Here is a 12,995-nt window from a genome sequence, read left to right as displayed (position 1 = left end):
GGTATGGCATTGTTATAATTCAACACGTTGTTATACTTAGAACGGGTATTTCTTTGCCTCAATCATTTTTGCGGCAATACGCCTGCGCGCAGCCTTGGTATTAAACGGCTCTACCTTGGTAAAACGTTTTAAGCCAATGTGCATCATGCGCAGCTCATCACCTTCTGCAAAACTGTTCAGTGCATCTTTACCTGCCTTGTTAATGCGGTCTGCAGCATCGTACAGGTAAGTGTGCATCATATCAATCTGCAACTGATTGGCGGCTTCACCGCTCCTGTCAACCAGTTTCATCACACGCAGCAATGCGCTCTCTGCATGATAAATTTCAATGGCCATATCAGCCAGGTTCATCAGCAGTTCCTGCTCTTTATCAATGTTCATCATCAGCTTCTGTACAGCTGCACCTGCGGTAAGCAGGATGGCTTTCTTAAAGTTGGCGATATACCTGCGTTCCTTTGCAAAAGGAGTTTCGTCTTCACTGCCAAAATCAGGAATGCTCATCAGCTCTTTGGATACTGCCATGGCTGGTCCCATCAAATCGAGCTTGCCCTTCATGGCACGTTTCAGCGTCATGTCAAGCGTTAACAGGCGGTTTATCTCGTTGGTGCCTTCGTAAATACGGTTAATGCGGCTATCGCGGTAGGCTTTGCTGATCACATATTCGTCACTGAAACCGTTACCACCGTGCACCTGCACACCTTCGTCTACCACAAAATCGAGTGTTTCGCTGCCAAATACTTTCAGCATCGCACATTCAATTGCAAATTCTTCTGCTGCACCCAGCAAGGCTTTTTCAACAGGGATGCCTGTTTCCATCAGCGCGTGTTCGTGGTTGTCAATCCATTTGGCGGTGCGGTACAAACCACTTTCTGCCACCCATATTTTTATGGCAATTTCAGCGAGCTTATGCTGAATAGCACCAAAGTTGGCGATGGGTTGTTTAAACTGCTCGCGTGTTACGGCATAATCGGTAGTAATAGTGGCTGCACGTTTGGCTGCGCCCAGCGCTGCTGCATCCAGCTTTAAACGGCCAATGTTTAAGATGTTGAAAGCAATGATATGGCCGCGGCCAATTTCGCCCAGCACATTTTCTACAGGCACTTTGCAATCCTGGAAATACAACTGCACGGTTGAAGAGCCTTTGATGCCCATTTTATGTTCTTCCGGGCCATGGGTAAAACCTTCAAAGCCACGTTCAACAATAAAGCCGGTGAACTTGTCGCCGTCTATTTTTGCAAACACCGTGTACACATCGGCAAAACCGCCATTGGTGATCCAGCATTTTTGACCGTTAAGCAGGTAATGCCTGCCATCATCGCTGAGTTTGGCGGTGGTTTTGGCGCCCAGCGCATCACTGCCGCTGTTGGGCTCTGTTAAACCGTAAGCACCTTTCCATTCGCCGCTGGCCAGCTTGGGAATATATTTTTGTTTCTGTTCTTCTGTACCAAAATATAAAATAGGCAATGAACCAATACCCGTATGCGCAGCAATGGCTACGGAAAAAGAGTGCCCGCCGCCAAGCCCTTCATTCACGATGGTAGAGGTGATAAAGTCTTTGCCAAGGCCGCCATATTCTTCAGGAAACGAGGTGCTCAGCAAACCCTGCTCACCCGCTTTCACCAGCAGCGAAGGCATTAAACCCGGCTCCAGTTTATCAATGCGGTCGAGCGCCGGCAGCACTTCGGTGTCGAGAAACTGGTGACACATATCCATCACCATTTGCTGCTCTTCGTTAAAATCTTCCGGTATGAAGGTGTCATACGGATTCATTTCCTTAATCAGCCATTCACCACCTTTGGTACCTGCTGTTTGTTGTGTTTGCGTACTCATGGCAACCGTTTTTATTCGTTAATAAGTTATTGCTGTTTGAGGTTATCGTATACCTGCTGCAACACGGTTTTCACTGTTTCTATATCTTCTTTTTTCACTCCTATCAGCGCTTCGTCCATTGTTTGATTGGCCAGGCTAATCGTTTCTTCCTGCAGCAGCAATGCCGCAGGGGTAAGGTATACGAGATTAATGCGGCGGTCTTCCTTTGAAGCCACCCGCTGTACCAGCTGTTGTTTCTCGAGATTGTCTACCAGGCGCGTAATACTGGGTTTATCGCGGAAGGTACGGTTGCACAGCTCCTGCTGGCTAAGCCCGTCGTTTTTCCATAAATGATACAAAATACTCCACTGCTCAATGGTAATTTCCAGCCCGGCCTGCCTGAAATGCTTCTGCAAACGCCGCGCTACAGCAGTTGATGCCATCCCATTGATAACACTGTACAGTTCTCCTCGCTTAAAATGGTTGTTGGGCATATAGTTAGTTATGCAACTATTTCAAAGTTGGTTTGTTTTTTCCAATATAACAAGTCTGTACCTTATTTTTTTATCGCGTCCTGTATTTTTTAACGTTGCTGTCCCGAAAGATTGTTTTTTCCCGGCAGCCAGCCATTGCAAAGGCGAACAACCGGCTAGCTGCGTTACACAAATCCTGGGCTGCTTTCGCATAAAATGGCATTCTTTTGCGTTTTACGTTGCTATGTATACCGGCCGCTTAACATACCGCAATTCAGTAATCGCCTACCAGCATTATGGCGTGGGCAACGCCCTGCTTGTTTGCCTGCATGGCTATGGCGAAAACAGCAATACCTTTGGTTTGCTGGCACAGCGGTTAGGCAATACCTATACGGTAATAGCGCTGGACATGCCTTTTCATGGCAGCACCGAATGGAAAGAACCAGACCCTTTCAGCGCAGCCATGCTCTGGGAAATTATCACCCTGCTTAACACCGGCCGCAAACCCATCAGCATCATGGGTTTCAGCATGGGGGGGCGGTTGGCCCTAACCCTGCTGCAGCAATACCCGCAGCACATTCAGCAACTGGTATTACTGGCGCCCGACGGGCTGCATACCAATCCCTGGTATTGGCTAAGCACCCAAACACGAACCGGCAACCGCCTGTTCCGTTATACCGTATCGCATCCGGCCTGGTTGTTTGCATTGATTAAACTGGGGCGCTTTACGCGGTTATTGCACCCCTCTGTTTGTAAAATAGCCATGTATTATATGTCGGCCCCTGCATCGCGGCAACTGTTGTACAGGCGGTGGACCTGCCTGCGGCTGTTTCGCCCCAAACTCGCTGTGGTAAAGGAAAACATCAGGCAATACCAAATTCCCGTGCACCTGGTATTCGGCAGGTTCGATAACATTATTCTCAGTAAAAACGGCCAGCAGTTCAGTGAAGGCATGGAGCAATGGGTATCGGTTACCCTGCTCGATGCAGGCCATCAGTTGCTGAAAGAAAAAAATGCCGCCTTTATCAGCAGCTTGCTGGTTGCATAATATTGATTTTCTTTGCTGCGATGATCTGGATAAATACCTTGTTCGCAGTACTCGTTTTGTTACTGGCAGCATATTCGGTGCTCATTTTCCTTTACCGCAAATGGTTTATCCGTATGAAGCTGTATGCTGTGCCTGCAGGCTTTGTACCGGCTACCAGCTTTACCGTTATTATTCCTGCGCGTGATGAAGAAGACAATATCGGCAATTGCCTGCACACTATTTTGCAACAGCAATATCCATCACACCTGTTCGAAATAATTGTGATTGACGATCACAGCACCGATAACACACCGGTGATTATTGAGCAACTGCAGCAAACACACAACAACCTGCGCATGATAAAACTTGCAGAGGTACTGAAAGGGCAGCAGCTCAACTCTTATAAAAAAAAGGCCATTGAGCTGGCTATTGGCCAGGCAAACGGGGAATGGATTGTAACCACCGATGCCGATTGCGCGCCTGCTGCGCAATGGCTGCAATATATGGCTGCTTATATTCAGCAGCACCAGTCTGTTTTTGTAGCCGCGCCCGTGGTGTTCAACAATACCGGCAGCTTTCTTTCCATATTCCAGAGCCTTGATTTTATGAGCCTGCAGGGCATTACCGCAGCGTCAGTATCAGCCGGGTTTCACAGCATGTGTAACGGCGCCAACCTTGCCTACCACAAAAAAACTTTTTATGAAGTAGGCGGCTTTAAAGGCATTGACAATATTGCGAGTGGCGATGATATGCTGCTGATGCATAAAATAAAACAACGTTATCCCAATAACATCGGTTATGTATTTGCACCCGAAGCAGTGGTATCTACAGCACCCATGCCTACCTGGAAGCGTTTTATTAACCAGCGCATACGCTGGGCCAGCAAGGCAGACAAATACAACGACAAAGGTATTTTCTGGGTACTGGTGCTGGTGTACTTATTAAATTTCGGGATATTGTTTTTTGTATTTACAGCATTGTACAGCAAGTGGATGCTGCTGGTGTGGTTGTGGCTGATTGCTGTAAAAACACTGGTAGAGTTAACGTTTATGTTACCGGTAGCACGTTTCTTTAAACAGGAAGGCTTGTTAAACTGGTTTGCACTGATGCAACCTTTTCACATCACCTACACAGTGGTGGCCGGCTGGCTGGGCAAATTTGGCAAATACCAGTGGAAAGGAAGAACCGTGAAATAATCAGGCTTCTTCTTTATCCTGCCTCAATGGCCAGGCAGTGTAAAGCGTGGCGATGATAAAACCGGCTAATAATACAGGAATCATGAACAGTGTTCGCATAAAAAAAATTAAGGCTTAACAATAGATACGCAAACCGCGGCGATTGCTTAACGCGCTTACCGACAAAAAACAGGATACTACCCAATTAAGGGGGTAAACAACCGTCTACATGAATAGCGACAACAACCATACCACTACCATGCGCAAACTGCTGCGGAGTAAACCCGCCTGCTTTGGCCTGCTGGTAATTGCACTGGCTTTTATTATAGCTGTATTTGCCTACTTTTTTGCACCTGATGGCTCTCCGTTTGCCAACCGCATGTTGCCGGTATTGGCCAATGCCAAACCCGGTTATTCCATCCGGGTAGTGCAGGTAAAACGCGACCGCGCACCCGAAGCAGTATCGTTGTTCAGCCGGCTGCTCAATGGCCAGGCATCAGCTTATCAGCTGGTACCCGTTACATCCTGCCACGTTACAGGCGATTCTTTGTTTGCCGATAAATTTGTAGACGAGGGTGTAACGTCGCGCGAGGTGTTTGCACTTAACCAGCTGGCACCCGAGCCGGTAGTTACCCTGCATTACCGCCTGGGCAGCGACCGCTTCGGGCGCGATATCCTGAGCCGTTTGCTGATCGGCACACGCGTTAGCCTGGGTGTAGGTGCGATTGCGGTTTTAATCTCTGTCACCATCGGCATATTGCTGGGTGCACTTGCCGGTTATTTCAGGGGATGGGTAGACGATGTGGTGATGTGGTTTATCAATATCATCTGGAGCATACCAACCTTGCTGCTGGTGTTTGCCATTACGCTGGTATTGGGCAAGGGCTTCTGGCAGGTGTTTATTGCCGTAGGCTTAACTATGTGGGTTAACGTGGCCAGACTGGTGCGCGGCCAGGTATTGCAGGTACGCGAGCTGCAATACATTGAAGCCACGCGGGCCATGGGCTTTTCACCTATCCGCACCATTGTGCACCATATTATTCCGAATATCATTGGGCCGGTGATTGTAATTGCAGCAGGCAATTTTGCATCTGCCATTGTAGTAGAGGCGGGGCTCAGCTTCCTGGGTGTGGGTGTGCAGCCGCCGCAGCCCAGCTGGGGACTAATGATTAAGGAGAATTACAATTTCATTATTACGCATAACCCCATGCTGGCCCTTACGCCGGGTATTGCCATTATGCTGCTGGTGCTGGCCTTTAATTTACTGGGCAATGGTTTAAGAGATGCGTTAGACGTAAGAGAGAAGGTATAGCCACACAAAAACGCAGAGAAACAACCCCGTTTGTAAACAGGCATATTGCGCAAACGGTGTTTATTCAATATGCCTGCTGATAACAGCATACTGTGGCTTTAACCGGCAGCGGTGTCATTGACCAGTACGTTACGCGCAAAGCTTTCTTCCAGCGAAATAAAGGTTTCGGTACGTTCAATGCCTTTGATCTTCTGTAACTCATCGTGCAGTACAAAACGCAGCTGCTGGATGTCTTTGCAAACAATCTCTGCAAACATGCTGTAGTTACCGGTAGTATAATTAAGGCGCACTATTTCAGGTATCTTTTTGAGTTCTTTCGCCACTGTATCGTACAGCGAGCTTTTTTCGAGGAAGATGCCGATAAACGCAATAACATCGTAACCCAGGGCTTTTAAATCAACGCTTAATCTTGTACCTTTAACTATACCGTATTCCTGCAGTTTTTTTATGCGCACGTGAATGGTACCGCCCGATACAAAAAGCTTTTTGCCCAAATCGGCATACGAAATCTCCGCATCCTCCATCATTTCCTGGATTATCTGGAAATCCAGTTTGTCTAAATTCAATTTGACAGGCATTTTTCGTCTTTATTTTTGAAAATATTGAATATTTATTCAAATATTTGAATAATATCGATACTTTCCAAATTTTCATTGAATTATCTTCAACGATTCAAGATGTTTCTTTAATATTGTACTGTCAATGCAACGATAAGCATTTAGTTCTTATTCATACTGTGGGGTGATGAAATTTTCGGCAGACATGCCCTCTCGTCTCGGGGGTGGGGATAACAGGATAAACTTAGCGTAGAGCCTTCCGCAAGGAAGACCGGGGTTGACCACCGGACTTTGTGCTATGGCTAACTGCCCCGTGTAGGTTCGACTCCTACCCCTACAGCCGGTTTTATAACCAAGGCTCCTGATAGTTTTCTCAATGTGTCGGGGGCCTTTGGTTTTTATACCTATGCCTCTTTCTCTACCGCAGATGCGGTTTCCACAATGGTTCGTACTACCTGGTCCAGCTCGTTGCACGACTGTTGTAACAAAGGCAGCAATTCCTTTATCGCGGCTTGCTTATCCGGCTCTTCCTGTATCAGTGAAGCCAGCATCATAATATTTGTAAGTGATTTACGTAATTCGTGCGATTGCAGCCAGGCAATGTTCTTCAGCTTGGCCACCTGCAGCTGAATCTGCTCTTCACGCTTGCGCTGCAAGGTAATATCACGCGAAAAACAACCAATACCGGTTACCTGCCCGTTTTCATCATGAATGGGGTTCATCACTATCTCATGCAGTTCCAGCTCACCGCTTTCCTGGTCGGTAATCTGTTCTTCAAACTGCAGGTGTTCGCCTGCCAGCGCCCTTTTGTAATACCGCTCCCAGCCGGTAGAGGTGGCCATCGGCGTAAGGTCCAGCGGCAACGATACTGCACTTATGCCTGTAACGCGCCTGAACTTTTCTTTAAATGCGGCATTGGCATCAATAATGCACAGCCTGGGATCTACCATGTAAATGTAATCGTTCGAATTATCGATCAGCGTTTGCAGTTTTCTTTCTGATGCCTGCAATCCCTTTTTTGCACGCATTTCTTCATCTACATCCATCGTAATCATGATGCGTGCCTTGCGGCCGCCAAACAGTGTGGGATGCGATGAAATTTTTGCGTAAAATGAACGGCCGTCTTTGGTTACCTGGCGCCAGATACCACTGTCTGAAAAACCTTTTTCCCCTACTTTTTTTACAAAATCAAGAATGGCCAGCTCATCTTCCGGCGGGCCAATGTCGGTAATGCGCAGCCCTACCACTTCATTTTTGCGGTAGCCGTATTTCTCCAGGAAAGTATTGTTGATAGTGAGTACCTCGAGCGTTTCTATATCATACACCAGCATGGGATAAGGGTTTTCCTTAAACATACAGCGGTATTCAAGTTCTTTGCGTTTAATGCGGCGGTAATTGCCCAGGATAATAAAATACAGCAGAACAGCGGTAACGCATACAAAAAACAATCCCTTGTATGATTGCAGCGCCTGCGAGCGCGCATAACTGGCAATCTGGTCTACCAGCCAGTCGGTAACAAAAATCCACGCGGCACCAATAAAAAAGTACAGCAGGGCAACTCTCAGGGGATAATTTTTCATAACCGCCGGTATACTTAAACAATAATGCATCAGGCGGTTGCATCGGGTTTCGATGCCTGGGGGCCATAAACAACCGCTCTAACACAGTGACAATGTAAAGTTTACAAAAATTCAGCCGGATTGTTTGATTTATTACACCAATGGCGAAACACCGCCCTGCAGCCTGTAAATTCCCTGCCTTATCTTTGTGCGTTATGGGACACAAGAAATTGATCAGGTTCGAAGAGATCAGAACCTTTGCGAATGTGCTGGAATACCCCGAAAATACCAAAGGCAGCTGGAAGGGCTTTTTTAAAAACGAAAACCCCATTACCCTTGAACTGGCCTGCGGAAAGGGGGAGTATGCGGTAGGACTGGGGCGTATGTACGCACAGCGCAATTTTATTGGCATCGATATCAAGGGCAACCGCATATGGCGCGGCGCCAAAACTGCACTGGAAGAAGGTTTGCACAATGTGGCCTTTATCCGCTCGGCAATTGATAAGGTAACCGATTATTTCGCAGCCGGTGAAGTAAATGAAATATGGATCACGTTTCCTGATCCGCAATTGCGTTTCTCCCGCATGAAAAAACGCCTTACGCATCCGCGTTTCCTGCGCCTGTACCAGCAGTTTTTAACACCCGGCGGCATTGTGCACCTGAAAACCGATAGCCCCGACCTGTACCAGTTTACCAAAGCAGTAATTCAACTGTACCAGTTACCCGTACTGGCCGATTCTGACAATGTATACCAGCAGGCCGGCATCAGCAATGAACTGAAAATAAAAACCTATTACGAAAGCCTGGATATTGCCCAAAGCAACCGCGTTCATTACCTCAGCTTTACCATTGATAAAAAACTGCCGGTAGAACTGGATGAAGTGCTTAAAAACAGTTTTCTTGAGCAACAGCCTGACTGAACATATTGACTATTACCTGAACGCGCAGGGGCTAATGGTGTTTACCGCCCATTACCACCTGCAGCGCGGGTATTGTTGCGGCAACGGCTGCCTGCATTGCCCGTATAATTACGAAGCAGTGCCTGAGCCCAAACGCAGCGAAATGCAGCAACGCAGGGCCGCACAGCAAGATCAGCAAAGCAGGTAAACAGGTGGGTAGATATTTGTGCATAGGCCCCATCGGTCTATGGGCCTCCGATAAAATCAAAACTACTAACAAACATGCCTGCCAAAAAAGCAAAACCGGTAAAAGAAGAACAGGCCCGCGTAACTACGGCCGATAAGCATTTTCATTTCTTTGAAGATGTGTGGTCTGTTGCCCGGCAAATACCCAAAGGCCGTGTTACCTCTTACGGTGCCATTGCCAATTACCTTGGTGCCAAAGGTTCTGCACGCATGGTAGGCTGGGCCATGAGCAGCGTGCCTGCCAAACTGAAAGTGCCTGCACACCGCGTGGTTAACCGCAACGGCATGCTCAGCGGCAAAGCGCATTTCAACCCGCCCGAAAAAATGGAACAGCTGCTGAAAAAAGAACGCATACTGGTGGAGAAAGACAAAGTGGTTGATTTCAAAAACAAGTTCTGGGACCCCGCAACAGAACTGGGTTTATAGCTGCCTGTACATTCGCACATTTTCAAATCTCCTTCATGAATAAACTGTTACTTTCCTGTATGCTTTTGCTCAGCACGCTTTGCAGCTGTGCACAAGGCATTGCAGACGACTACATCAAAATTGAGCGCATGATACCCATGCGCGATGGCACCAAACTGTTTACCGCCATTTACATGCCCAAAGACACTTCGGTGGCTTACCCCTTCCTGTTGATGCGCACGCCTTATTCCTGCGCACCATACGGGGAAGACAAGTACCCGCGCAGGCTTGGCCCCAATGCGCTGTTTCCGAAAGAGAAATACATTTTCGTAAACCAGGATGTGCGCGGCCGTTATATGAGCGAAGGCAAATTTGAGGAAATGACACCGGCTATTGACAATAAAAAATCAAACACCGATGTGGATGAAAGCAGCGATACCTACGACACGGTTGACTGGCTGTTGAAAAACATCAAAGGCAACAATGGCAAGGCCGGTATTTATGGTATTTCCTATCCAGGTTTTTATGCCAGTGCTTCGCTGCCCAATGCACACCCTGCATTAAAAGCCGTATCGCCACAGGCACCTGTTACCGACGAATTCGAAGGTGATGATGCCAACCATCGCGGCGCATTTTTCCTGATGGATAATTTCAGCTTCATGAATTTCTTTGATCACCCCAGAACTGCGCCGTGGACCAAGTACCCGCCGGTAAGCAATAAGCTGGAGATTAAAGAGGTGTATGATTTTTACCTGAACATTGGCCCCATCAAAAACCTGAACACACAATACTTCCACGACAGCAGTAAAATATGGAACGAGTACCTTGCACATACCACTAAAGATGCCTATTGGCAGGCGCGCAATATTCGTCCGCACCTGAAAAATGTACAACCCGCTGTGCTGGTAGTAGGTGGCTGGTTCGATGCAGAAGATATGTTCGGTGCACTCAAAACCTATGAAGCCATTGAAAAACAATCTCCGCATAACCAGAACAGGCTGGTGATGGGCCCCTGGACGCATGGCGGCTGGGAAAGGCCGGACTGGAACAAGTTTGCCACTTACCATTTTGGCAGCAATACCAGTGGTTACCTGCAGCAGCTGGAGTTCGATTTCTTTAATTTCTATCTCAAGGGTAAAGGCAATTTCAACGCAGCAGAAGCTACCATGTTCGTTACCGGCAGCAATGAATGGAAATCATTCTCCCAATGGCCGCCCAAAGAAACCACCACCATTACCTGGTACCTGGATGGCAATAACCGCCTGAATGAAAATAAAAACGCGGTGAAAGGCGCAGATGAATATGTATCTGACCCCGCGAGCCCGGTGCCGTATATCGACAAAAAATCGGATGACCGCATTAATGAATACATGGCGGCAGACCAGCGTTTTGCTGCAGCCCGCCCGGATGTATTGCATTATGCAGGTGAAGCACTGAAGAAAGATTTTACGCTTTGCGGCCCTGTTACAGCCAACCTGTTTGTAAGCACAACCGGTACCGATGCCGACTTTATTGTTAAGCTCATTGATGTATTGCCCGATGGTACACAACAACTGGTAAGGGCCGAGGTAATACGCGGCAAATTCCGCAACAGCTTTGTGCAGCCCGAGGCTTTTGTTCCGGGTAAAATAACACCGGTAACCCTTGTGCTGAATGATGTGGCCCACACTTTTCAAAAAGGTCACCAGGTAATGGTGCAGGTACAAAGCAGCTGGTTTCCGCTGGTTGACAGAAACCCGCAAACCTACGTAAACATTGCCACTGCTGATGAAAAGGATTTTCAGAAAGCAACCATCAAAATATACCACGATGCCGCACACCCCTCGCATGTGCAGGTATCGGAGTTAAACTAACTGTTATAACACCCGCAAAGTGTGCTCACGAAGCGTTCTTGAGTTGTGCGGTATTTAACCACTAAGGCCACAAAGGAAAACCCACAAAGATCACAGAGCATCAAATAGAAAAGGGCAGATGTAATCAACATCTGCCCTTTCTATTAGCTAACCGCTAAAAGCTATCAGCAACAAGCTGCTTTTTATCTGTAATAAGGACTAATCATCAAATAAACAATGGGCCCCGTAAGTGCCACATAAAACCACAGCGGCCAGGTGTAGCGGGCCAGCTTTTTATGTGCAGGCCATTCGGCTATCAGTGCACGGTAGGCAGTAAACAGGATAAAAGGCAGGATCACTGCTGCCAGGAAAATATGGGTAGATAATATCACAAAATAAACCATGCGTGTAGCACCAACAGCAGCCTTCTCCGCATCACTTACCAGGCCGTCGTGGTTGGCATCGCCAAATCGTGCTTCGCCGGCCAGCAGGCGGTGTGTTACATACGATAACAGGAACAGCACAGACAATACCAGTGCTGTTAACATCAGGCGTTTGTGCAGTAACAGTTTGCCGCTTTTCACTGCCACCAGTGCCGCAATCAGCAGCAAACTTACAAGGGTATTGATGACGGCATTTAACGCCGCAAAAATATGTACATTAAAACCCAGGTTTACCTGGAGCTTATAACGGCCCAGTGCCACTACCAGCAGAAATACCACTACAGAAAAGATCCAGATAATAGCGCCGGCACGTTTGTCGTTTTTTTGGAGAGCAGGAGCGAGCATATAAACTAATTGAAAGTGCTGATTTAAAATAAAGGTTATGCTGTTTGTGCTGATTTTCTTTTTACAATGCTGAGTATACCAACTACCAGTATCACTGCAATCAGGAATATAACACCCATCAACACGGGGTCAAATGGCAGTTTGGCTTTGGCGCCATGTTCTTTTTCCAGCATCAGTATACCAATATCGCGGGCCAGCTGGCGCAGCGAAACAGTATCCAGCCCATTGTAGTAACCGCGAATCTGGTAGTCCCGGTCAATCAGCACAAAACGGCTGGTATGCACAAAATCGGGGCTCACCGGCTCCTCGCTGAACTTGTCTACCTTCAGTTGTTCAAATGCAAAATTATAGATGGAATCTTTTGGTCCCGTGAGCATCCACCAGCTGTCGTGGTTTACGCCAAAATGGTCGGCATAGGCTTTCAGTCTTGGTACTGAATCACGCTCCGGGTCAACCGAAAAAGAAATGAACTGAACGATAGAAGAATCGATTCTTTGCCTTGTATCACCACCCTTTAAAAATGATTGCTGCAGCCGCGCCATGTTTTTGGTTAGCGTAGGGCAGATAGAGCCGCAGCTGGTGAAGAAGAAATCGGCAACAATGATTTTATTTTTGATATCATAGAGATTCACCGTATCTCCCAGCTGGTTTACAAGACGGATATCCTGGGTGGTATGCCAGATACTATCGGTGGTTAATTTACCATCTTTCACCTTTTCCACTACCGTATCCAGCAGGTAATGGCGTGGAATGATTACAGCATCCTGGCTTACATAACGCACGCACAGGTAACTGAACAGCGGTATAAAAATGGCTATGCAAAGGGCCAGTAAGGCTTTCTTATTCATATCGGGATTGTATGCTAAATAAAACAGCCATCCCGCTTCCGGCAGGATGGCTGAATATATTACTA

Annotated in this window: 13 protein-coding genes; 7 read left to right on the top strand and 6 right to left on the bottom strand. The window is 47.3% G+C overall.

All coding sequences use genetic code 11. The annotated features are described in order from the left end of the window. Positions 1–36: 36 nt before the first annotated feature. Positions 37–1,830, bottom strand: coding sequence for an acyl-CoA dehydrogenase family protein (locus DXN05_RS05390; RefSeq protein WP_116846146.1), 1,794 nt, complete (start codon positions 1,828–1,830; stop codon positions 37–39). A gap of 26 nt (positions 1,831–1,856) precedes the next feature. Next, positions 1,857–2,303 (bottom strand): MarR family winged helix-turn-helix transcriptional regulator, encoded by a 447-nt coding sequence (locus tag DXN05_RS05385; RefSeq protein WP_116846145.1) that lies wholly within the window; start codon positions 2,301–2,303, stop codon positions 1,857–1,859. A 223-nt stretch (positions 2,304–2,526) separates the two neighbouring features. On the opposite strand from DXN05_RS05385, the gene DXN05_RS05380 reads away from it, so the two are divergent. The 3 genes from DXN05_RS05380 to DXN05_RS05370 all read left to right on the top strand — a co-directional run bounded on the left by DXN05_RS05380 (position 2,527) and on the right by DXN05_RS05370 (position 5,796). Next, positions 2,527–3,330, top strand: coding sequence for an alpha/beta fold hydrolase (locus tag DXN05_RS05380; protein WP_158559134.1), 804 nt, complete (start codon positions 2,527–2,529; stop codon positions 3,328–3,330). Positions 3,331–3,443: 113 nt separating this feature from the next. Beyond that, complete coding sequence (locus DXN05_RS05375) at positions 3,444–4,505, top strand: glycosyltransferase family 2 protein (RefSeq protein ID WP_158559133.1); 1,062 nt, start codon at positions 3,444–3,446, stop codon at positions 4,503–4,505. 208 nt (positions 4,506–4,713) lie between these two features. After that, a complete protein-coding gene (locus DXN05_RS05370; RefSeq protein ID WP_116846142.1) occupies positions 4,714–5,796 on the top strand; it encodes an ABC transporter permease in 1,083 nt (360 codons plus the stop codon). Positions 5,797–5,894: 98 nt separating this feature from the next. Here DXN05_RS05370 and DXN05_RS05365 read toward each other — a convergent pair whose 3' ends face one another. Together DXN05_RS05365 and DXN05_RS05360 are read right to left on the bottom strand one after the other, a co-directional pair. Continuing rightward, entirely contained in the window at positions 5,895–6,374 is a 480-nt protein-coding gene (locus DXN05_RS05365) for an Lrp/AsnC ligand binding domain-containing protein (protein ID WP_116846141.1), read from the bottom strand. A 383-nt stretch (positions 6,375–6,757) separates the two neighbouring features. After that, entirely contained in the window at positions 6,758–7,933 is a 1,176-nt protein-coding gene (locus DXN05_RS05360) for a PAS domain S-box protein (RefSeq protein WP_158559132.1), read from the bottom strand. A 194-nt stretch (positions 7,934–8,127) separates the two neighbouring features. Between DXN05_RS05360 and trmB the strand changes: the two genes are divergently transcribed. The 4 genes from trmB (at position 8,128) to DXN05_RS05340 (ending at position 11,315) form a co-directional block, all read left to right on the top strand. Beyond that, the gene (gene trmB, locus DXN05_RS05355; protein WP_116846412.1) at positions 8,128–8,832 is read left to right on the top strand and encodes a tRNA (guanosine(46)-N7)-methyltransferase TrmB; all 705 of its coding nucleotides are present in this window, start codon (positions 8,128–8,130) and stop codon (positions 8,830–8,832) included. Continuing rightward, positions 8,813–9,019 (top strand): DUF5522 domain-containing protein, encoded by a 207-nt coding sequence (locus tag DXN05_RS05350; protein ID WP_245975129.1) that lies wholly within the window; start codon positions 8,813–8,815, stop codon positions 9,017–9,019. Before trmB ends, DXN05_RS05350 begins: the two co-directional genes overlap by 20 nt. Positions 9,020–9,093: 74 nt before the next feature. After that, complete coding sequence (locus tag DXN05_RS05345; protein ID WP_116846138.1) at positions 9,094–9,483, top strand: MGMT family protein; 390 nt, start codon at positions 9,094–9,096, stop codon at positions 9,481–9,483. A gap of 35 nt (positions 9,484–9,518) precedes the next feature. Continuing rightward, positions 9,519–11,315, top strand: a complete 1,797-nt coding sequence (locus DXN05_RS05340; RefSeq protein WP_116846137.1) for a CocE/NonD family hydrolase — start codon at positions 9,519–9,521, stop codon at positions 11,313–11,315. Between the two features lie 182 nt (positions 11,316–11,497). Here DXN05_RS05340 and DXN05_RS05335 read toward each other — a convergent pair whose 3' ends face one another. Next, positions 11,498–12,082, bottom strand: coding sequence for a DUF420 domain-containing protein (locus DXN05_RS05335; protein WP_116846136.1), 585 nt, complete (start codon positions 12,080–12,082; stop codon positions 11,498–11,500). A 35-nt stretch (positions 12,083–12,117) separates the two neighbouring features. After that, a complete protein-coding gene (locus DXN05_RS05330) occupies positions 12,118–12,930 on the bottom strand; it encodes an SCO family protein (RefSeq protein ID WP_116846135.1) in 813 nt (270 codons plus the stop codon). Between the last annotated feature and the right edge of the window lie 65 nt (positions 12,931–12,995).

Source organism: Deminuibacter soli, from assembly GCF_003412455.1.
In the GTDB taxonomy this organism is placed as follows: domain Bacteria; phylum Bacteroidota; class Bacteroidia; order Chitinophagales; family Chitinophagaceae; genus Deminuibacter; species Deminuibacter soli.
Note: the sequence above shows the minus strand (reverse complement) of the source record. Positions and strands in the feature narration are given on the sequence as shown.